This is a genomic window from Frankia sp. BMG5.23, from assembly GCF_000685765.2.
GTDB classification, from domain to species: domain Bacteria; phylum Actinomycetota; class Actinomycetes; order Frankiales; family Frankiaceae; genus Frankia; species Frankia casuarinae.
On the sequence record NZ_JDWE01000022.1, the window covers coordinates 1 to 20,464 of the forward strand.

21 protein-coding genes and 1 tRNA gene are annotated in these 20,464 nt (G+C 69.9%); 8 read left to right on the forward strand and 14 right to left on the reverse strand.

Going from position 1 to position 20,464, the window contains the following annotated elements; genetic code table 11:
- The first annotated feature begins 384 nt into the window (after positions 1-384).
- The 3 genes from BMG523DRAFT_RS11940 to BMG523DRAFT_RS11950 are packed head-to-tail and all read left to right on the forward strand — an operon-like array spanning position 385 to position 3,224.
- The gene (locus tag BMG523DRAFT_RS11940; RefSeq protein WP_043591189.1) at positions 385-1,902 is read left to right on the forward strand and encodes a replication initiator; all 1,518 of its coding nucleotides are present in this window, start codon (positions 385-387) and stop codon (positions 1,900-1,902) included.
- A gap of 27 nt (positions 1,903-1,929) precedes the next feature.
- The gene (locus BMG523DRAFT_RS11945) at positions 1,930-2,127 is read left to right on the forward strand and encodes a helix-turn-helix domain-containing protein (RefSeq protein ID WP_035910421.1); all 198 of its coding nucleotides are present in this window, start codon (positions 1,930-1,932) and stop codon (positions 2,125-2,127) included.
- A complete protein-coding gene (locus BMG523DRAFT_RS11950) occupies positions 2,127-3,224 on the forward strand; it encodes a site-specific integrase (protein WP_043591191.1) in 1,098 nt (365 codons plus the stop codon). The genes BMG523DRAFT_RS11945 and BMG523DRAFT_RS11950 overlap by 1 nt, the downstream gene beginning before the upstream one ends.
- A gap of 27 nt (positions 3,225-3,251) precedes the next feature.
- Here BMG523DRAFT_RS11950 and BMG523DRAFT_RS11955 read toward each other — a convergent pair.
- The 3 genes from BMG523DRAFT_RS11955 to BMG523DRAFT_RS11965 all read right to left on the reverse strand — a co-directional run bounded on the left by BMG523DRAFT_RS11955 (position 3,252) and on the right by BMG523DRAFT_RS11965 (position 5,751).
- Positions 3,252-3,327: transfer RNA gene (locus BMG523DRAFT_RS11955), tRNA-Ala, on the reverse strand.
- 317 nt (positions 3,328-3,644) lie between these two features.
- A complete protein-coding gene (locus BMG523DRAFT_RS11960) occupies positions 3,645-4,709 on the reverse strand; it encodes a ParA family protein (RefSeq protein WP_011438861.1) in 1,065 nt (354 codons plus the stop codon).
- 187 nt (positions 4,710-4,896) lie between these two features.
- Positions 4,897-5,751 (reverse strand): maleylpyruvate isomerase family mycothiol-dependent enzyme, encoded by an 855-nt coding sequence (locus BMG523DRAFT_RS11965; protein ID WP_011438862.1) that lies wholly within the window; start codon positions 5,749-5,751, stop codon positions 4,897-4,899.
- Positions 5,752-5,975: 224 nt separating this feature from the next.
- On the opposite strand from BMG523DRAFT_RS11965, the gene BMG523DRAFT_RS11970 reads away from it, so the two are divergent.
- Positions 5,976-6,323: a hypothetical protein gene (locus BMG523DRAFT_RS11970; RefSeq protein WP_011438863.1), complete on the forward strand. Its 348-nt coding sequence runs from the start codon at positions 5,976-5,978 to the stop codon at positions 6,321-6,323.
- 79 nt (positions 6,324-6,402) lie between these two features.
- On the opposite strand, the gene BMG523DRAFT_RS11975 is transcribed toward BMG523DRAFT_RS11970, so the two are convergent.
- Both BMG523DRAFT_RS11975 and BMG523DRAFT_RS11980 read right to left on the reverse strand, forming a co-directional pair.
- On the reverse strand, positions 6,403-6,549 hold the full coding sequence (locus BMG523DRAFT_RS11975; protein ID WP_035729042.1) for a DLW-39 family protein: 147 nt from the start codon (positions 6,547-6,549) through the stop codon (positions 6,403-6,405).
- Between the two features lie 101 nt (positions 6,550-6,650).
- A complete protein-coding gene (locus BMG523DRAFT_RS11980) occupies positions 6,651-7,442 on the reverse strand; it encodes a nuclease-related domain-containing protein (protein WP_011438864.1) in 792 nt (263 codons plus the stop codon).
- A 386-nt stretch (positions 7,443-7,828) separates the two neighbouring features.
- On the opposite strand from BMG523DRAFT_RS11980, the gene egtA reads away from it, so the two are divergent.
- Genes egtA through egtD form a run of 4 tightly spaced genes read left to right on the forward strand, consistent with a single transcriptional unit; the run spans position 7,829 to position 12,649 of the window.
- Positions 7,829-9,313 carry an ergothioneine biosynthesis glutamate--cysteine ligase EgtA gene (gene egtA / locus BMG523DRAFT_RS11985; protein WP_043591193.1) on the forward strand — a complete coding sequence of 495 codons (1,485 nt, stop codon included), beginning with the start codon at positions 7,829-7,831 and terminating at the stop codon, positions 9,311-9,313.
- Entirely contained in the window at positions 9,295-10,758 is a 1,464-nt protein-coding gene (gene egtB / locus BMG523DRAFT_RS11990; protein ID WP_023839973.1) for an ergothioneine biosynthesis protein EgtB, read from the forward strand. Before egtA ends, egtB begins: the two co-directional genes overlap by 19 nt.
- A gap of 30 nt (positions 10,759-10,788) precedes the next feature.
- Positions 10,789-11,526 (forward strand): ergothioneine biosynthesis protein EgtC, encoded by a 738-nt coding sequence (gene egtC, locus BMG523DRAFT_RS11995; RefSeq protein WP_011438867.1) that lies wholly within the window; start codon positions 10,789-10,791, stop codon positions 11,524-11,526.
- 43 nt (positions 11,527-11,569) lie between these two features.
- Positions 11,570-12,649, forward strand: coding sequence for an L-histidine N(alpha)-methyltransferase (gene egtD / locus BMG523DRAFT_RS12000; protein WP_011438868.1), 1,080 nt, complete (start codon positions 11,570-11,572; stop codon positions 12,647-12,649).
- A gap of 58 nt (positions 12,650-12,707) precedes the next feature.
- On the opposite strand, the gene ilvD is transcribed toward egtD, so the two are convergent.
- From ilvD to BMG523DRAFT_RS12045, 9 genes are all read right to left on the reverse strand, one after another.
- Positions 12,708-14,561, reverse strand: a complete 1,854-nt coding sequence (ilvD, locus tag BMG523DRAFT_RS12005; protein ID WP_011438869.1) for a dihydroxy-acid dehydratase — start codon at positions 14,559-14,561, stop codon at positions 12,708-12,710.
- Between the two features lie 197 nt (positions 14,562-14,758).
- Positions 14,759-15,577, reverse strand: a complete 819-nt coding sequence (locus BMG523DRAFT_RS24495) for a hypothetical protein (protein WP_051623855.1) — start codon at positions 15,575-15,577, stop codon at positions 14,759-14,761.
- A gap of 27 nt (positions 15,578-15,604) precedes the next feature.
- Positions 15,605-15,952 (reverse strand): antibiotic biosynthesis monooxygenase, encoded by a 348-nt coding sequence (locus tag BMG523DRAFT_RS12015; RefSeq protein WP_011438871.1) that lies wholly within the window; start codon positions 15,950-15,952, stop codon positions 15,605-15,607.
- A 166-nt stretch (positions 15,953-16,118) separates the two neighbouring features.
- Positions 16,119-17,477 carry a replicative DNA helicase gene (gene dnaB / locus BMG523DRAFT_RS12020; RefSeq protein ID WP_011438872.1) on the reverse strand — a complete coding sequence of 453 codons (1,359 nt, stop codon included), beginning with the start codon at positions 17,475-17,477 and terminating at the stop codon, positions 16,119-16,121.
- A gap of 610 nt (positions 17,478-18,087) precedes the next feature.
- Positions 18,088-18,534, reverse strand: coding sequence for a 50S ribosomal protein L9 (gene rplI / locus BMG523DRAFT_RS12025; protein WP_011438873.1), 447 nt, complete (start codon positions 18,532-18,534; stop codon positions 18,088-18,090).
- 9 nt (positions 18,535-18,543) lie between these two features.
- Entirely contained in the window at positions 18,544-18,780 is a 237-nt protein-coding gene (gene rpsR / locus BMG523DRAFT_RS12030) for a 30S ribosomal protein S18 (RefSeq protein WP_011438874.1), read from the reverse strand.
- 50 nt (positions 18,781-18,830) lie between these two features.
- Complete coding sequence (locus BMG523DRAFT_RS12035; protein ID WP_023839971.1) at positions 18,831-19,388, reverse strand: single-stranded DNA-binding protein; 558 nt, start codon at positions 19,386-19,388, stop codon at positions 18,831-18,833.
- A gap of 63 nt (positions 19,389-19,451) precedes the next feature.
- Positions 19,452-19,778 (reverse strand): 30S ribosomal protein S6, encoded by a 327-nt coding sequence (rpsF, locus tag BMG523DRAFT_RS12040; RefSeq protein ID WP_011438876.1) that lies wholly within the window; start codon positions 19,776-19,778, stop codon positions 19,452-19,454.
- A 250-nt stretch (positions 19,779-20,028) separates the two neighbouring features.
- Positions 20,029-20,367, reverse strand: coding sequence for a hypothetical protein (locus BMG523DRAFT_RS12045; protein ID WP_043591195.1), 339 nt, complete (start codon positions 20,365-20,367; stop codon positions 20,029-20,031).
- Between the last annotated feature and the right edge of the window lie 97 nt (positions 20,368-20,464).

Sequence of the window (20,464 nt, forward strand, 5' to 3'; positions counted from 1 at the left end):
GACCGCGCCACCCCGGGGACCACGCCGAACGGTTGTTCGCCTGTTGTGTGCATCCTGGAACGCTCGGGGTGCCCTGCCCGTTGCGGTGGGTGAGGCTCGGCAACTCCTCACGTCCGTACCTGGTGCGGCGCCCCTCATGCGCGGCGGCTGACGCTCTATCTCGCCACTACACGCGCGGGCATTCCTAGCCGATGGGCCTTTTCCTTCCCCTACCATTTTTTTCTCCGTTCCGGGCGCTTTTAGAAACTGTCGAATGGTGGTTCTGTCAAGGGCGTTCACGTAGTGCCCTTGACAGGTTCTCCATTCGATAGACAATGCCGCGCCCCCGGAATGGGGAAATGAGGTGTGNCGCCGCTGCGGCCGTCCGTGAAAGGAGAGTCTCGGATGACAGTCCCTGNGCTGGATTCGGAGTTNCTNCNCGCGGCGATGCCTCGCGCTGCGGACGGCTCCCTGNCCGGGTTTCTCGCGCAACTCGACCGGGTGTCCGGCTGCGCGCACCCTGTCCGCCTGTTCGGCCACATCGACCATGTGGATACGGCTACCGGTGAGGTACGCCGCGTGCTGGACACGGCGGACATGCCGGACGGGCTGCTCCTCGTGCCCTGCGGGAACCGGCGGGCCTCGGTGTGCCCGTCCTGCTCCTACTTGTACGCGGGTGACGCCTGGCAGATCGTCCACTCCGGTCTGACCGGTGGCCATGATGTTCCCGCGACGGTGGCGGAGCATCCGGGGCTGTTCGTCACGGTGACCGCACCCTCGTTCGGCCCGGTGCANTCNCGNCGNGCGAACCACGGTCCCGCTCAGGTCTGCAACCGGCGCCAAGGACGATGCCCGCATGGCCGTGCNCGCGGCTGCGGCTTCGTCCACGGCGAGGATGACNGGCGGCTCGGCACCCCGCTGTGCCCGGACTGCCACGACGACGGCGCGCTGATCGTCTGGAACCGCACCTCGGGCAGGCTGTGGAAACGCACCGTGGACGCGACCTACCGGCGCATGGCCACCGTCACGGGCATGACCGAACGGGGCTTGCGGCGTGCGGTCCGCATCTCCTACGTCAAGGTCGGGGAAGCCCAACGGCGCGGCGCGGTCCACTTCCANGCCCTGCTCCGCCTGGACGCGGGCAGCGACTCGGACGTCTGGCAGGCTCCTCCCGCCTGGGCAACCGGGGACCTGCTGGCGTCCTGCTGGCGCTGGGCGGTCACCCACACCGAGGAACCCTGCCCGGACCCGCACGCCTATGACCTTCCCTCCGAAGCGGACGCGCTCGCCACCCTGGCGGCTGCGGGCCTGCTCGCCTCCGCGGACATCCCCCCACCTGCGCCACGCCCGGCACCCATGCGGGCGGCNCGCTGGGGTGAGCAGCATGATGTGAAAAAGGTGTTGGTGGACGGCGGGGACCTGACCCCGCAAGCGGTCGGGAACTACCTCGCCAAGTACATCACCAAGTCCGTCGTGGACTCCGGCCTCCTCGACCGGCGNATCCGCGACGCTGACGACTTGGAGGCACGCCTTCCGTTCCTGGGAGAGTTCCACGCCCGGCTGGTCCATACCGCGTGGCGTCTCGGTCCGCACCCAGAGTTTCAGGATCTACGGCTGCGCCAATGGGCGCACCAACTCGGCTTCAACGGCCATTGGCTCACCAAATCACGCGGCTACTCCACCACCTTCGCGGCACGCCGGACGGCCCGGCGTACCTGGCGGCGCACCCACGTGAACGGCGAGGAACGCCCGGCCCTCGACGCCTTCGGCCGACCCGACGACACCGACGAAACCGTGATCATCCCCACCTGGCGGTACCACTCCTCCGGCTACACCAACAACGGCGACCGATGGCTCGCATCCATGGCCGCAGACCAAGCCCGGTCACGGAGAGAGGAAGCGCACCTGGGCCGAGTTGCGTGAATTTACTGCTGTGAAAGGTTTACGATCATGGCTGATATTAGTGTTGTCGAACGGCGTACCTACACCGTCGATGAAGTGGCGGTGCTTCTCGGTGTGAGTCGTGGTGTGGCTTATGTCATGGTGCGTTCGGGTGAGATTCCAGCGATTCGGGCCGGTGTCCGCCGTTGGGTGGTCCCCCGGGCGCGTTTCGATGCGTGGATCGCGGGACGGGTGGAGGCGGCCTAATGGGGCATATCGTAAAGACCCCGTCGGGGACTTGGCGTGCGAACTGGCGTGACCCTTCCGGTCGACAGCGAGCCAAGACCTTCCGCACGAAAAAGGATGCGTCCGGTTTCCTGGCGACGGTGGAGGCGGAGAAATCGCGGGGGACCTACCTCGATCCCTCGGCAGGGCGGGTGCTGTTTCGTGACCACGCCCGTCGTTGGGAGGAAAGCCGTCGGGTGGAACTGACGACAGCGGATGCTGCGAAATCTCGGATGCGGTGCCATATCGTTCCGCAGTGGGGAGACTGGCCGTTGAATAAGATCTCTTTCCTCGATGTCCAGGCGTGGGTGACGCGCCTGACGGGAAGCCTTGCGGCGCAGACGGTGATCTCCTGTTTTGGCATCATGTCCTCGATCATGAAGGCCGCTGTCCGGGGCCGCCTGATCGCGATCAACCCATGTGAGGGCGTCCGTCTGCCTGCGCGCCGCAAAGGTTCGGTGGCAGACGAACTCATCACCCGTGAGGAGTTGGCGGGGAAGCTCCTGCCAGAGGTACCGGAACGGTATCGGGCGCTCGTCCTCGCTGCGGCCTACGCGGGGCTCCGGTGGGGTGAATGCGTCGGTCTCCACTGGCGAAACGTTGACCTGCTGTCCGGACGCATCGTCGTGGTGGAGACGGCGGTGGAAGTCTCGGGGGGTATCAGCATGAAGTCGTACCCGAAGACGGAAGCCGGGCGGCGGGTCGTGCCCGTGCCATCCCTGCTCGGGGCTGCGCTCCGGCGGCAAGCTGGGGTCGTCCCTGCAGGACATGATGATCTTGTTTTCCCTGACTCGGTCGGGCATCACCTGCGGCGCTCGAACTTCCGGCGGAACGTGTGGGTGCCTGCGCGTGACGCTGCCGGACTACCTTCCTCGCTGACTTTCCACAGGCTCCGGCACTGCTATACGACGTGGCTCGTCTCGGAAGGGGTGCCGGTGAATCTGGTTCAGGCGGCGTTGGGGCACGAGCACGCCAGTACGACTCTCGATCGATACACCCACCGACCGGCGGACTATGAAGATCGACTCCGAGCGGCGCTCGATGATCCTGCTGACGATCCGCTGACGGGCACCGACTAACAATGATCGTCGATCATGCAAACCTGCTGGTGGAGACGAGGGGACTCGAACCCCTAACCCCTGCCTTGCAAAGGCAGTGCTCTGCCAATTGAGCTACGCCCCCCGCGGGACGCACTCCGGCCGGGACGGAACCACCCGACGATGACCACCTCGGCGAAGCGCTTCACAAGCGTACGGCATGACGGTCTCCTCGGACGTTGGTCCGGCACGGGAACCATAGGGGGACACCGATGCTCGGGTTGATCCGGTCTTCCGGCGATCACAGTGCCCGCCTACGACCATCGGGCCTCGCGGGCGCCCTGTGGATAACCGGGCCGCGACTCCCCCAATCGCCACCCTGTGGATAACCGGCCCGCCGACGCCGCCGTCAGCGATGGCTACGGCTACGGCCGTGCCGGCACCGGCCGCGAGGCCCGTCGGTCAGGACCGGCGCAGGGTCGGATCGATGAAGGCCAGCCGCTCCCGCACCTTAACCGCGAGATCCCGGAAGTCGGAGTAGCAGCGCCGCACCGCGCTCTGCGTACCGCCGAGTGCGCCGTCTCCGGCCCGCAGCTCGAACATCGGCTTACGGGCGTCGTGCGCCAGCGGGATCAGGTTCGCGTAGTGCCCCAGGGTGGCGATCTCGAAGGAACGGTCATGCGGTCCGGGGTTCCCGCTGGTGAGCACCGAGGTCGCGAACACCTCGGGAATCCGGTCGAGCCACCGGTCGTGCGCCTTCGCCGGCCGGTCGGTCCGCGTCGGCGGCTGCATCACGATGTACCCGATCGGCATCATCAGCCCGCGCGGGGCCGAGATACGCTCGGGAATCTTCGGCAGCACCATGCCCTGCCAGGTGGAACGCCACTCCCGCAGTGTGGGGCCGAGGTTGCGCAGCCCTCGCAGCGAGAATAGGTCCGCCGTCAGTGGCATGAGCACGGTGTCGGCGGACAGCAGCGCGGCCCGGTTGATGGCCCCCAGATTGGGCCCCACGTCGATGAGCACGATCTCGGCGCCGACCGAGCGGGCACCATGGTCGATGACCCGGTGCAAAGCCGTCGTCGTACGCAGCGCCGCGATGTCCTTGCCGAGGAAGCTGTTCGGCCAGGCGGCCGACAGCCGGTCCTCGAAGACGCTCAGCTCGACGTCGCCGGGCAGCAGCCACAGACCGTCCTCGATCGTCACCGGATCGAAGAGCGTGACGTCCCCGACCCCCTCCATGATTGGCCCGATCGCCGTCGCCATCGTCCCCGTACCGGGGACGATCCGAACCGGGCGCACGTCGAGGTCGATGATGGACTTCGGCGCGGACGACGCGGTGACCTCCGGCTCCTCCCACAGCTGGGTCAGCTCGTCCTCGTCGAGGAACTGGGCGGTCAGGTTCGCCTGCGGATCGAGATCGACCGCGAGCACCCGGTGACCCATGCGCTGCAGCATGTGCGCCAGGTGGTAGGCGAGGGTCGTCTTACCGACGCCGCCCTTGTTGTTGAACAAGGCCATCGTGATCATGAAAAGCCCCGGCCGCGATCCCCACGTCGCCCGCGCGCCGCCTCACCCCAGTTGTCCCTGTTGTCCAACACGGCAGACATTGTCGCGCTAGCCGGAAACCTCAGAAGAAGCCCGCCCCGTCGCGGGTCCCGCCGGCCCCCGACCCGGGACACCGAGCGGCCGGCCGGTCAGTCCGAGAAAGCGCCGGTCATTCCCAGGGGGCGAGGGTGGGCCAGTCCGGCCGGCCCGGGTCCCGGCCGGCGAGCCAGCGCAGCGTCGGCCTGGTAGGCGCGTCGACGACCACGCGCCGCTGCCCGCGACCGACGGCGGTCGACGGCCGGTCCCCCGGCGCCAGCACGACGGTGATCTCCGGGGGTACTCGGGCCGGCAGCCCGCGCAGGGTCCACTCCCATTCGGCCTGGACGTAGGCCGGGCTCAGGTCCGCCCAGCCGGGACCGCCGAGATCGGCAAGATCGAGGTCGACGAGGTGTATCTCGGTCTCCCGCCAGCGGAGGAAGACCAGATCGGCAAGGGTCGTCAGGCCATAGGTGGCGGTGTGCCCGAGACCCGTGCGCCAGACGTCGACCTGCACGCCGTCCCAGGCCCGCTCCAGCCGGGTCACCGCGGCCACCAGGTCGTCGCGGACGTGCGCGGCGGGCAGATCGCGACCGGCGGCGATGCCGTCCTCCCGCTGCCGCGCGCCCCCGGGATACTGGGCCCGGATCCCACCGGCCCGGGCGGCTTCGACCATGCCGGTGTGACCGTCCGCGTTGCGGGCCAGGTGGGTGAGCAGATGACCGACCGTCCAGCCCGGCAGGCCCAACGGACGGCGCACGACGACGTCGTCCAGCCGGCCGGCCACCTCCAGCAGACGCCGATGGGCCGCCGCGCATCCGGCGAGCCGATCGTGCGGAACCACCGAGGGGAGGTAGGAGGGACCGGACGGCGGCGACGTGTCGATGCTCGACTCCTGAGCGATGCTCACGCCCGCCCCGGGGTCGGCATCGGCTCCCGCGCCGGGAACGAGGGCGTCGGACGGTCGAGACGAGGTCGGGGTGGTCATGGTTCTACGGTGCCTCCCCACGCCACCACACGCCAGGTCAAGCCTTCTGCCAGCGTCTTTACCCGCAGATTCCTTATAGTCGGCACACTCCACGCTCGAGATCCACGCCGCGCCCGACGCTCCCTCGATGGCCGACGTAACGCGGTGGAAACAGCTCCGAGCGAAAATACCCAGAGGAAGATACGGAAAGCATGCACACGGATACCCGACGGAAGGATGAGCGGATGTTCACGACTCCTCGCTTCCTGCAGGGCATTGTCCCCTTCGAGGGCAAAGGTCTGGATGTTCCGATTTCGCTTGGCTCGTCGTTCAGCTACGTCGTCCCAGCCGGCATCACCGCCCAGCCGCTCTACTTTCGGGGCGGTAACTCGACGGACGAGCTGATCTGCCCGATCCTCCTGCGGAACGGGATTCCCATGCGCTTCTTCCCGATCGGAGCACGGGGTTCAATCCACGTGCCGCTGCGCGTCGTCGAGGATTTGGTACCGGAGACGCACATCGAGCTGCACCTCGCCGCCCCGACCGGGCTGGTCGGCACCCTGGTCGTCGACGTGGGCCTAGTCGAGCTCTGAGGCCCTGAGCTGGAAGCTTTGACGGGCTGACACCTCGGGCACCTCGGGCCGGGGTGGCAGCCCGGCCTTGCCGCGGACCTCAGCGCCCGCCGGCCGGGGCGCCCGCCGCGGAGGTCGCCTCCCGCCAGAGGTCGATCTCCTCCTTGCCCCTGCCGCGGCGCCGGACGGCGGTCAGCGCGGCTCCGGCGCTCGCCAGTAGAGCCAGCACGGTCACCTTGCGAACCATCTCGTCTCCTTCGTAGGCCACCTTCACCCAACGGTATCCCGCCCGCCGGCACCGTGGTCGGACCGGGTCGCATCGTCCTGATCAACGTCACTGCGAACCGATCAACGCCGCAGCAGGCCACGCAGCCGGGATCGGGCCGGCCAGGACGGCGGGGGTCCCGACACCGCATAGGCCGGGAACACCCGCCCGGCCACGTCGACCAGCATCGCCACGTCGATGGGCCGAAGCACGACCCCGGCGGAGAGCACGTAGTCGGCCACCCCGGTGGTGGGCAGCAACAGCACGCCCTCGACGAGGGCCAAGCCGGCGGGAAGATCCGCGCGGGCGAAGGCTACGACCGGCTGGACCTCCAGCTGCCAGCCCGCCGGCAGTTCCGCGAGGAGCTGCGCGGTGGCCTCCTCGCCCATCCACGCGACCAGCCCCAGCATCGCCCGCAATGGAACCTTGCCGGCCCAGACCCCGGCGGTGTTCTGGCGGATCGGTCCCGGATGGGCGTCGGTCTCGATCACCCAGGCCCCGGATGGCCCGATGACGAGATGGTCGATATTGCCGGCCGAGTCGGCCAGCGCACGGTCGTGCAGGACGGTGTAGCCGGCCCGGGCCAGACGGTCCAACGCCCGTGCGGTGCTGCGTTCGGCCTCCGCGTCCTCGCGCCAGGCCTCGATCTCCGGCGGGGACCGGAGAAACCGGGTCGCCGCGACGAGGACCACCACGACGGCCGAGATGATCGCGAGCTGCACGGCCACGAGCGCGGGCAGCCCGGCCAGGAGGATGACCACGGCGACGACGAGGGTGACGGCACCCGCCGTGGCCCCGGCGACGGCCATCGCCCGCCGTTTATGATCGCTGCGCTCGGCGACGTAGAGCTGCTTGCGCCGCAGGTACTCGGCCATGGCCGAACGTCCCGCTGACTGCCGATCGGACACGTCCGCGGTCACCACCTCCCGGCGCCGTCACGACGCCGTTGCGCTCGGCGTTGTCTCCGGGTCCGGAACCGGCTCCGCCGTCAGCCAATCACGGCGCGCTGCCGACTCCCGGTCCGTCCCGGTCCGTCCCGGCCACCATTCCATCGAATACACAACAGCGACAGGGTCAAGGGCGTGGAATATGCGAGGGAGAAGAACGTTGGAAACACATCTATACCACCCATCGGCGAGACGGCCGAGGCGACACCGGGTACGGCGGCCGGGTAGGGGGCCGGCGGCGCAGGGGAGAACCCACCGGAGGCCGCCGTCGGGCGCGGTGTCGAACAGTTGCAGTGCCGGAGAGGAGCCACAGGATGCCACGCCACGTGACACCCGAGGGGATCCGGAATGACGAGCCGCAGCCACCACACCCTCACTCACAGCCGCAGCGGCGGGCGATCGACACCGACCAGGTATGGGCCTTCGCGGCCGGCTGCGTCACGCCGGTCCACGGGACAGGCGATGAGGCGGCCTACGGGAACGACCGCGGGAACGACCGCAAGGGCATCCGGGGGAACGGTGGCCCGACGGTACCGGGAGGATGCGTCGGCATCGAGACGGAGTGGCTGATCGTCGACACGCAGGCAGTCCACTGTCTGATCCCGCCGGCCCGCACGCTGGCGTCCCTCGCCCGGATTCCCGGGACCACCCCGGGTCCCGGCGGGCCGGTCCTGCCCGGGGGCAGCCGCATCACCTTCGAGCCCGGCGGCCAACTGGAGCTGTCCGGGCCGCCTGCCGAGCTCACCGCGGCCGTGCGGGCGAGCTCCGCCGATCTGAACCTGGTCCGCTCCGCCCTGGCGGTCGACGGCCTGGCCCTCGTCGGCATGGGGGTCGATCCCCTGCGCGTCGGGATGCGGCAGACCACCGCGTCCCGATACGCGGCGATGGAGGAGCATTTCCGGACCGGGGGCGGGGCGTCCGGCACGGTGATGATGTACTCGACCGCCTCCGTCCAGGTCAACCTGGACCTCGGCGGCTCGCCTGCCGAGGCGGCGCGGCGGTTCCAACTCGTCCACGCTCTCGGCCCGGTCCTCACCGCCCTGTTCGCCGCCTCACCCGCGTACGCCGGCCGCCGGACCGGATGGCGGTCGACCCGCCAGGCGGTGTGGGACGGCATCGACGCGAGCCGAACCCGGCCCGTCGCGGCCGCTCTCACGGCCCCGGGGTCCGGGGACACCGAGCCCGATCTCGTCGACCTGTGGGCGCGGTACCTGCTCGACGCCAAGCTGATGATGGTCGAGAATCCCGCCAGGGCCGGCAACCCCGAAGACGATCATCATTTCGTCCCGGTCCGGGACGACTCAACCTTCGGGGACTGGCTCGCCGGCCGCGGCCCGGTCACCCGTCCCCCGACCCGCGAGGATCTCTCCTACCATGCGACCACGGTGTTCCCCCCGGTCCGACCGCGTGGCTGGTGGGAACTGCGCTACCTCGACGCGCAACCGGGTGACGGCTGGCAGGCTGCCGTCGCGATGCCGACGGTACTGCTTGACGACCCGGTCGCCGCGGACGGAGCGTTCGAGGCGTGCCTGGCCGTCGCGCATCGCTGGCCGGCCGCGGCGATGCTCGGCATGGCCGACGAGCCCCTGCGACGCGCGGCGGTGCGCTGCGTCGACCTGGCCGTGAGCGCCCTGCGCCGCGGCGGCGCGACCGATCTCGCCGAGACGGTCGAGTCGTTCGCCGGGCGCTACCTCGACCGCGGCCGATGTCCGGCCGACGAACTGACCGAACGACTTCTCGCGATCGGCCCGGCCGGTCTGCTGCGTGAGGAGGCCCACCGGTGCGTCTCACTCGTCTGACCCGGTCCCCGGCATCCCTGGCATCCCCAGCCGCCCCGGCCGACCGGGAGACCGCCGCCGACCAGGATGCGAAGCCGATCCGGGAGGCGAAGCCGATCACCGCCGACACCGTCGCCGACGCCCTGCGGACCGCACGCCAGCGTTCACTCACGTACACCGACATCGCCGCGGAGGATCTCCTCCGCCAGCACTCGCCGCTGATGTCCCCGCTGGTCTGGGACCTCGCCCACGTCGGCAACTACGAGGATCTCTGGCTGGTGCGCGCGCTGGCCGGCGGCACCGGGACGCGGCCGGGGCTCGACGACATCTACGACGCGTTCCGGCACAGCCGCGCGAGCCGCAGCCGGCTGGCCCTGCTCGGCCCCGCCGAGACCAGGGCGTACCTGCACGAGGTCCGCGGCCGCACTCTCGACCTCCTCGACCGGTTCGGACCCGACCGGTTCGGACCGATGGCTGGCGCCGGCGCGGAAACCGCTGCCGTACCGGAGCGGGAACGACTGCTCGCCGACGGCTTCGTCTACGGCATGGTCGTGCAGCACGAGCACATGCACGACGAAACGATGCTCGCCACGCACCAGCTCCGCCAGGGACCGCCGGTACTTGCTCCCGGCGCGGCGCCACCGCCCGGCCGCCGGGTGCCGCGGCCGGAGGTCCTCGTGCCGGGCGGCGAGTTCACCCTCGGCACCAGTATCCATCCCTGGGCCTTCGACAACGAGGGTCCCGCCCACCGCGTCCACCTCCCCGCGTTCTGGATCGACACCCTCCCCGTCTCCAACCGGGCGCAGATCGCCTTCATCGACGCCGGCGGATACGACGACGAGCGGCTCTGGTCGGCGGCGGGATGGGAATGGCGCCAGACGGAGGGCCTGAGCGCGCCCGCGTTCTGGTGGCGCGAGGGCGGCACCTGGCTGCGCCGCCGGTTCGGCCGGGTCGAGCCGGTTCCCCTCGACGAGCCGGTCCAGCACGTGTGCTGGTACGAGGCCGAGGCGCATGCCCGCTGGGCCGGCAGGCGGCTACCGACCGAGGCCGAGTGGGAGAAGGCCGCCGCCTACGACCCGGTCACCGGACGTTCACGGCGGTATCCGTGGGGGGACACCGATCCGACTCCGGAGCGTGCCAATCTGGGCAACTGGACGAGCGGCCCGGCCCCGCTGGGGGCCTATCCCGCGGGCGCGAGTCCCTGCGGAGCCGAACAGATGATCGGGGACGTCTGGGAATGGACGGCGAGCGGGTTCACGCCGTACCCGGGCTTCGTGTCTTACCCCTACCGGGAGTACAGCGAGGTCTTCTTTCCGAAGGCCGGGCGGGAGTCGTCCTTCCGCGTCCTGCGCGGAGGCAGCTGGGCGACGGACGCCGTCGCCGTCCGCGCCACGTTCCGGAACTGGGACTACCCGATCCGCCGGCAGATCTTCGCCGGATTCCGGCTGGCCCGCGACGCCGGGTGACGAACGAGCACGCGTGCGAAGGAGACCTCGGTGTGCCGGCACCTCGCCTGGATCGGAACGCCACGGACCCTGGCGGGGCTGACCTTGGAGCGTCCGTACAGCCTGCTGCGCCAGTCGTGGTCGCCGAGGCGGATGCGCCACGGCACGGTGAACGCCGACGGGTTCGGAGTCGGCTGGTACGCCCCGGCGCTGCGGGCGGCGCCGGCCCGGTTCCGCCGGGCCGTGCCGATGTGGACGGACGCCTCGTACGCCTCGATCGCCGGCGCGGTCGCCTCCGGCTGCGTGCTGGCGGCCGTGCGTAGCGCCACCGTCGGCATGCCGATCGAAGAAAGCGCGACGGCTCCCTTCACCGACGGCCACCGGCTGCTCAGCCACAACGGCCGGGTCGACCCGGTGGCCGTCCGGCGGATGCTGCGCGACCGGCCCGACGCTCCGGTCCCGGACTCGACGTGCGACTCCGCGCTGCTCGCCGCGCTGGTGTGGGAGCACGCCGGGAAGCGTCCACTCGCCGAGGCGGTCGCCGAGGTCGTGCTGTCGCTGGACGCGGCGGGTTCGGGCGAGCGGGCCCGGCTGAACCTGCTGGTGGTGGATGGAACCCAGATCGTGGCGACCGCCTGGCGGGACAGCCTGTCATACCGGAGGGAGAAGGATGGAGTCCTGGTCGCAAGCGAACCAGACGATGACGAACCGGGCTGGGTGGACGTTCCGGACCATCACCTCCTGGTAGCCGACACACATCAAGTCACTCTTCGTAACATGATCTCCTAGATCAGTTACCGTGGGTTGCACCACGTTGATGGAGGGTACATCCATGACACCAAGGACTCCGACAACCACCCGAGCGGATGATGCCGTCCCTGAGGGGACGGGCGCGAACGGCACGGCGGAGATCCCGTTCCCGGGCCTCTCCGTCGACCGCCACCTGCACGAGTCGGATCGCGCCGTCACGCTGGCCCGCGACGTGCTCGCCGGCCTCACCGCGAGCCCCCGCGAGCTGCCGCCGAAGTGGTTCTACGACACCACCGGCGGCATGCTGTTCGACAAGATCACCCGGTTGGCGGAGTACTACCCGACCCGGCGGGAACGGGCCATCCTGGTCAGTTACGCCGACGAGATCGCGGCTGCCTGTCCGGCCGACACCCTCGTCGAGCTGGGATCGGGAACCTCCGACAAGACCAGGCTGCTGCTCGACGCGCTGCGGGCGGCCGGCAACCTCCGCCGTTTCATCCCCTTCGATGTCGACGAGGCGGCCCTGGTGCGGGCAGGTCGCGGAATCCTCACCACCTACCCGGGGCTCTCCGTGGCGGCCGTGGTCGGGGACTTCGAACGGCATCTGCACCAGTTGCCCCGAGGTGGCCATCGGTTGCTCGCCTTCCTCGGCGGCACGGTCGGCAATCTGCGCCCTGCGCAGCGGCAGAACCTCCTCCGTACGCTGCGCGAGCAGGCCGAGAGCTCCGACGCCCTACTACTGGGAACGGACCTCGTCAAGGACGTCGACCGCCTCGTCGCCGCGTACGACGACGGTGCCGGGGTCACCGCCGCTTTCAACCGCAATGTGCTGACGGTGATCAACCGGGAACTCGGGGGCGACTTCGACATCCGCGGATTCGCGCATGTGGCGGTCTGGAACGCCGAGAACTCCTGGATCGAGATGCGGCTACGTTCCGTTCGGGAGCAGCGCGTCTCGATCGCGACCCTCGCCGTTACGGTCGACTTCCAACCGGGGGAGGAGATCCTCACCGAGATCAGCGCTAAGTTCACCCTGGACGGCATCGCCTCGGAGCTTGCGCTGGCGGGCTGGGCGGTGGCGCGGCAGTGGACGGATCCCGATGGGGATTTTGCCGTGACGCTCGCGACGCCGTCGTCCGCCCCCGCCGCCGTCCCGGTCTGAACCCGTCCCGGTCCGAACCAGGCCCGGTCCGAACCAGGCCCGCCCGGACGCCGCCTCATCAGCCGCCGAGCAGACCGACGTCGCGCGCGGCACCGGTGGAGGCCGAGGTCGCCATCGCCGCATAGGCCCGCAGCGCCATGGACACCGGCCGTTCCCGCCCGGTGGGACGGTAGCCGCCGGCCGCCTCCAGCGCCGCGCGTCGGCTCGCCAGCTCCTCGTCGGAGACCACGAGCTCCAGCCGGCGGGCCGGGATGTCGATCTCGATGATGTCCCCGTCGCGGACCAGGGCGATCGTCCCGCCGTGGGCCGCCTCCGGGGAGACGTGACCGATCGACAGTCCGGAGCTCCCGCCGGAGAACCGGCCGTCGGTGATCAGGGCGCACTTCGGGCCGAGACCGCGGCCCTTGAGGAACGCGGTGGGGTAGAGCATCTCCTGCATCCCCGGACCGCCGCGAGGGCCCTCGTAGCGGACGATGATCACATTCCCGGCCTTGACCCGCCCGGTGAGGATGGCGTCGACCGCTTCTTCCTGGCTCTCGACCACGAGCGCCGGGCCGCGGAAGGTCCACTGGCCCTCGTCCACACCGGCCGTCTTCACGACGGCGCCCTCGACGGCCAGGTTGCCGAACAGCACCGCGAGCCCACCCTCGGCGGAGTAGGCGTGCTCGACCGAACGGATGCAACCGTCCCTGGCGTCGGTGTCAAGGGTGTCCCACCGATTGGTGGAGCTGAACGGCTCGATCGTGCGCACGCCACCCGGCGCCGCGTGGAACAGCTCGATCGCGTCCGGCGAGGGGCTCGGGCCGCGGACGTCCCAGCGGTCGAGGAACTCGCGCAGGCTCGCGGAGTGCACCGTGTGCGGGTCCGGGTCGAGCAGCCCGGCCCGGTCGAGCTCGCCGAGGATCGCGGGGATGCCGCCCGCCCGGTGGACGTCCTCCATGTAGTAACGGGTGGAGCTCGGCGCCACCTTGCACAGGCAGGGGACGGTGCGGGAGATCTGGTCGATGTCGGCGAGGGTGACGTCAACGCCGGCCTCGACGGCGGCGGCCAACAGATGCAGCACGGTGTTCGTCGAGCCGCCCATCGCCACGTCGACCGCGAAGGCGTTACGGAAGGCGGCGGCGGTCGCGATCGACCGGGGCAGGACCGCCTCGTCGTCCTTCTCGTAATAGCGCCGCGCCAGGTCGACCACGAGGCGCCCGGCCTCGACGAACAGCTCACGGCGGGCGGCGGCGGTGGCCAGGGTCGACCCGTTGCCGGGCAGGGACAGCCCGATCGCCTCGGTCAGGCAGTTCATCGAGTTCGCCGTGAACATGCCGGAGCAGGATCCACACGTCGGGCAGGCCGAACGCTCGATCGTCGACAGGTCGCCGTCCGAGACGTCCGGGTTGACCGCCGCCGACATCGCGGTGATGAGGTCCAGCCTGGACCGAGCCGTGCCGCCGGAGATGACCGCGTTGCCCGACTCCATCGCTCCGCCGGAGACGAACACGGTCGGGATGTTCAGCCGCAGTGCCGCGAGCAGCATCCCCGGGGTGATCTTGTCGCAGTTGGAGATGCAGACCAGGGCGTCGGCGCAGTGGGCGTTCACCATGTACTCGACGCTGTCGGCGATGAGCTCGCGGGACGGCAGCGAGTAGAGCATCCCGCCATGCCCCATCGCGATGCCGTCGTCCACGGCAATGGTGTTGAACTCGCGCGCCACCCCACCGGCCTCGGCCACCGCCCCGGCCACCAGCGAGCCAAGGTTACGCAAGTGCACATGCCCCGGGACGAACTCGGTGAAGCTGTTAGCCACGGCGACGATCGGCTTGCCAAAGTCGTCGTCGGTCATCCCGGTCGCGCGCCACAGGGCGCGGGCGCCGGCCATGTTCCGGCCGTGGGTGGTGGTGCGGGAGCGCAGGGCGGGCATCTCGACCTCGAAGATCAATTCAGTGGCACTGCTGGCGGGGACCGCCGGCACTGACAGACGATGACACGACGGTACGCCACCGCCCGGACGGGTCCAGCCTGCCGTGTCGCGCCGCCCGGCCCGCCGGGCGGCGAACGACGAGCGACGGAATCAGGCGCCAGAGACCAGGAACCGGACCAGAAATCAAGAACCCGTGATCAGGAATCAGGGTCCGCCTCGGCCGGTGGCGGGGACGGGGGCGCGCCGGGTGGTAGGCCCCCCGGTCTGGGCCCGCTGGGCGGAACGGCCCAGGGGTAGCCGGCGATCCGCCGACCGGCCCCGCGACCGCCGTCCGGTGCCGCCCGATGACCCGCGGGCCCAGACTGATACCCCGGCTGACCGGGATCACCCGCCCCGCCTGCCGGGTCGTCTTCTCCCCCGCCCGGACCGTCTCCTCCCCCGCCCGGACCGTCTCCTCCCCCGCCCGGGCGGGGCTGATCCGGCTGCGTAAGCGAATATCCGGCGGTCTCGGGATACCCGGATGGACCTCTCGCGACCGGCCCGGCCTGCGGCATGGGGGGGTACGGGTGGCCGGGCTGATGCGGATAACCCGGCTGCACCGGCGGGCCGGGGTAACCCGGCTGCACCGGCGGGCCAGGGTAACCCGGCTGCACCGGCGGGCCAGGGTAACCCTGCTGGACCGGCTGGACCGGGCCACCACGTCGCCTGCTCGCCACCTGCCGCGTGCCCAGTGGCCGATGCCGGCGCCACTGCCGCCGAACAGCCCAGAGGAGGGCCAGGGATGCGACGGCGCCGGCCGCCGGCGCGACGTCGTGGCCGGCGTCCAGCACCAGCAGGTAGAGGGCCATCAGCCCGCTGAAGACGTAGCCGGTGACGAAGAACGCGAAGGGCCGCAGGTTCAGCCGGCTCACCACATCCGTGTTCCGGAGCAGGATCGCCGGCACCAGCCAGATGAGGAAACCGAAGAAGAGCGCCGTAAGCGGCGCGAAAAACAGGTACCCGAGGAACGCTGCCATGATCAGAGGTCCGGCGGTCGTCGAGGGTCAGGCCGGGCCGGGAGCGGCGGGGACGTCTGCGCTGTGCGCCACCGTCGGGGTGCCGTCGAAGTACGGGCCGAGGGCGGCACGCCAGCGGACAAACCGCTCCGACTCCCGGAAGTTCGTCAGATGGGCGTCCAGGCTGTCCCACTCGACGAGCAGCACGAAACTCGACGGTGACTCGACCCCGCGGGTCATCCGCGCGGAACGACAGCCCGGCGTGCCGACGAGCTCCGCACGCACCCCGTGATACGCGGCGACGAAATCGTCCTCGCTGCCCGGTTTGATGTCGAACCGGGCAACTTCGAGGACCGCCCCGGCGGGCCGCCCGCCGTCCCGCCTCTCACTCGCCATGGATGATCCTGAAACTCATACCGCCCAGTCTGGCAGCATCGGGAGATCTGCGGTCCGCCAACATGAACCATGACCACGCCAAACACACCCGGGCACCCACCCGGGCCGCTGGCGGGCCGCTGGCGCTCTCCACCCGTGGGCCTCGTCCCGCTCCCGGGCCGAGAATTCAGTTCGCCATGTCGACGAACCGTGAGTAATGACCCTGGAAGGCGACGGTGACGGTGCCAGTCGGCCCGTTGCGGTGCTTGGCGATGATGAGGTCCGCCTCGCCGGCGCGCGCCGACTCCTTCTCGACCGTGTCCTCCCGGTACAGCAGGATCACCGCGTCGGCGTCCTGCTCCAGGCTTCCGGACTCGCGCAGGTCGGAGACCTGGGGACGCTTGTCGGCCCGCTGCTCGGAGGCGCGGTTGAGCTGGGAGATGGCGACCACCGGAACGTCGAGCTCCTTGGCGAGCAGCTTCAGCGACCGCGAGATCTCGCTGACCTCCTGCTGACGGTTCTCCACCTTCTTGGGCGACGACATCAGCTGCAGGTAGTCGAGGATCACCAGACGCAGCTCGTTACGCTGCTTCAACCGCCGGGCCTTCGCCCGGACCTCCATCATCGTCAGGTGCGGGCTGTCGTCGATGAACAGCGGGGCCTCCGCGACCTCGCCTATCCGGCGGGCCAGGCGACCCCAGTCGTCGTCGGTGAGCCGGCCCGTGCGGATGTTCTGCAGGGACACCCGCGCCTCGGCGGACAACAGCCGCATGGTGATCTCCATGCGGCTCATCTCCAGCGAAAAGATGACCGACGCCATCCCGTTCTTGATCGACGCCGCCCGGGCGAAGTCCAGGCCGAGGGTCGACTTGCCCACGGCCGGCCTGGCCGCGACGATCCACAGCTGGCCGCCGTGCAGGCCGTTGGTCAGCTCGTCGAGGTCGACGAAACCGGTGGGCACCCCGGTCAGCGAACCGTCGTGCCCCTGGATGGACTCGATCTCCTCCAACGCCGGGTTGAGCAGCTCCCCCAGCGGCAGGTAGTCCTCGTTCGTCCGGCGCTCGGTCACCTCGTACACGGCCGCCTGGGCGCGGTCGACGACGTCGCTGACGTCCGGAGCCGCGCCGTAGGCGAGCTGCACGATGCGGGTGCCGGCCTCCGCGAGGCGGCGCAGGACCGCCTTCTCCGCGACGATACGGGCGTAGTACCCGGCGTTGGCCGCAGTGGGCACGCTCGAGATGAGGGTGTGCATGTAGGCCGGACCGCCCACCCGTTCGAGCAGATCTCGGCGGCTGAGCTCGGCGGCGACGCTGATGACGTCCGCAGGCTCCCCCCGGCCGTAGAGATCGCCGATGACCTCGTACACGAGGCCGTGCGCGGGACGGTAAAAGTCACCCGTCCGCAGGACCTCGACGACGTCGGCGATGGCGTCTTTCGACAGCAGCATGCCGCCGAGCACACTCTGCTCAGCGGGCAGGTCGTGCGGGGGAGTCCGGTCGAACTCTGCACTCCCACCGGAACCACGCGAGATCTCGGTGACGCTCACGACGCACCCTCCCGGGACTCCCGTAGACCCGTATTCGAACGTATGTTCGTACAGATCGGAACCGCTGTCAACGACCGCTCCGCCCCCGACCGGCCGGGGCTTCCAGCAGGGACCGAACGGGCGGCGCCCGGTGAGCCTCTCGCCGGGCGCCGCCCGCGTCACCGAAGGAGGCCTGGCCCGATCAGGCTAGAAGTACCTTCCTCGGCCTGGAGGGTCCGACCTTACGGACCGGCGGGCACACCCACCAAAAAGTTATCCACAGGCCCTTGTGGAAAAGCTGTGGGCAACCGGCCGAAACCTGGGGAGGACATCGGGACGGAAATCGGAAACCTGTGGACACCCGAGACCACAACCTCGACGAAACCTAGCTGGCAGGCGCCTGCATCCCGAGTGCCCTGTGGATGAGAAAAAGTTTCGGATCTGGTCGTCGCCCCTTGCCCCACACACAACGAACTCCCCTGGCCGACCACCTGAGACGGTCGGCCAGGGGAGCCCGTACAGCGAGCGCGGCGGTACAGCGGGAGAAACGGCGGATGCCACCCCGTCAGACCCGCCTGACCTCGGGCCCATCCGGCCGCGATCAGGCCCGCCCTGCCCTGGTCAGACCTGATCAGGCCTGCGTGACCTGGAGCTTCACGGTCGCGGTCACCTCGGGATGCAGATGCACGGCGACGGTGTAGGCGCCCAGGGACTTGATCGGCGTGGTGAGCTCGACGCGGCGCCGGTCGAGCTCGGGGCCACCCGCGGCGGTCACCGCCTCCACCACATCGGCCGCCGTCACGGAACCGAACAGGCGGCCTTCCTTGCCCGCCCGGCTGGTCAGCTCGACCTTGAGGCCACCGAGCTGACCGGCGATCTCCTGAGCGTGCCCGAGATCGCGAACCGCGCGGGCCGACCGGGCCCGCTTGATCTGCTCGACCTGGCGCTCCGCGCCCTTGGTCGCGAGGATCGCGTACCGGCGGGGCACGAGGTAGTTACGCCCGTACCCGTTCGCGACCTCCACGATGTCACCCGGACTGCCGAGACCGGGGACCTCCTGGGTCAGGATGAGCTTCATTGCCACCCCCTACCGGGCCGAGGCGGTGTAGGGCAGCAGCGCCATCTCGCGGCTGTTCTTCACCGCCGTCGCCACGTCGCGCTGGTGCTGGCTGCAGTTACCGCTCACCCGACGGGCCCGGATCTTACCCCGGTCGGAGATGTACTTGCGCAGCAGCGAAGTGTCCTTGAAGTCGATGTAGTCGACCTTGTCCTTGCAGAAAACGCAAACCTTCTTCTTGGGCTTGCGCACGGCCGCCTTGGCCATGGGTGTGCTCCTACCTCGTTGTGTCGTTCGCGAGGACGACGACCGGCCGCTCAAAACGGTGGCTCGTCGGAGTAGCCGCCGGCCGGTTGCGACCAGGGGTCATCGATGGGTGCTCCACCACTACCGCCGCCGTAGCCGCCGCCGGCCGGAACGCCCGCGGGAACACCGGCAGGTGCGCCGGGGGGCGCGCCGGCAGGCGCGCCGTAGCCGCCTCCGCCCCCGTAACCGCCGCCACCACCGCCACGCGCGGCCTTGACGACCTTGGCGGTGGCGTAGCGCAGGCTCGGACCGATCTCGTCGACGTCGAGCTCGATCACGGTGCGCTTCTCACCCTCGCGGGTCTCGAACGACCGCTGCTTGAGGCGGCCGGTGACGATGACCCGAGCGCCCTTCTGCAGCGACTCGGCGACGTGCTCCGCCGCCTGGCGCCAGATGGAGCAGCGCAGGAACAGCGCCTCGCCGTCCTTCCACTCGTTGGTCTGGCGGTCGAGGGTGCGCGGCGTGGATGCGACGGTGAAGCTGGCGACCGCGGCACCGTTCGGGGTAAACCTCAGTTCGGGGTCGTTGGCTAGGTTGCCGACGACGGTGATGACGGTTTCACCGGCCATGGGCACTCTCCCGGAGATCGGCGGCCCACGACGGCACGGGGACTGCCGTCGCCGCGGACCGGATCATGCCGCCGCCCGGCGGCTCTGACGTGGCTTCTTCGGCTCTGGAAGCCGGATGACCTTGGTGCGCATGACCGACTCGTTGAGGACGAGCTGACGGTCGAGCTCGGCGACGACGTCGGGCTCCGCATGAAGGTCGATGACGGCGTAGATGCCTTCGTGACTCTTGGCGATCTCGTAGGCGAGCCGGCGCCGCCCCCAGACATCGACCTTCTCCACCACGCCGCCGCCCTGACGGACGACACCGAGGTACTGGTCGAGAGAGGGCGCGACAGTGCGTTCCTCGAGGTCAGCATCGAGGATCACCATGAGCTCATAATGACGTGCCAAGGCTGAACCCACCTCCTGTGGACTCTGGCGGCCACGGATCTTCCGTGGCAGGAGGGACCGCGACCGGAACCTGTGCCGTCTCGAACGTGCTCGACGCGATGGATCTGAGAGGGAACCGCCCGTCAGCACATCCGGACGATCATCAGGGCACGCGGGCCACCCGGAGGCGCGCCGACCAATCATGACGAGTGGTCGGCCTGGACCAGCGGATGGACACACGTACGCCGGCGCACGGCATGTCCGGCCGAGCTTACTCGATTCCCCCGGGGGCCCTGGCGGCCCCGACCACGAGAGCCACGCGAAGCCACGCCGTGAACACCCCGGCGAGGCAGACGAGGTTCACCGTGATCAGGAGGCCACGCATGTGCCGGGAGGGGGAGGGATCCGCGAGGGCGAACACGAGCACCGCGAGCGCCGCGGCGACCGCGACCACCGCGAGCATGTGGGCAGCCAGCTGCGGACCGACGCGCCCGGACCCGGAACCGCCGTGGCTGCCCGGGGAAGAGTCGTGGTCGCTCCCGGACGGGTCGCCGCCGACGTCCCCGGTGCCGGGCTCGGGCTGACCCGGCTGGGTATCCTGCCTGTCCACAGCATTGCCTCCCGTAGTTCCAAACGCCGAAGGCGAGGCGACGGAAACCCCGCACGGCCCCCGATGCCAGGGGCCCCCGCATTGCGCCGAAGGCGCC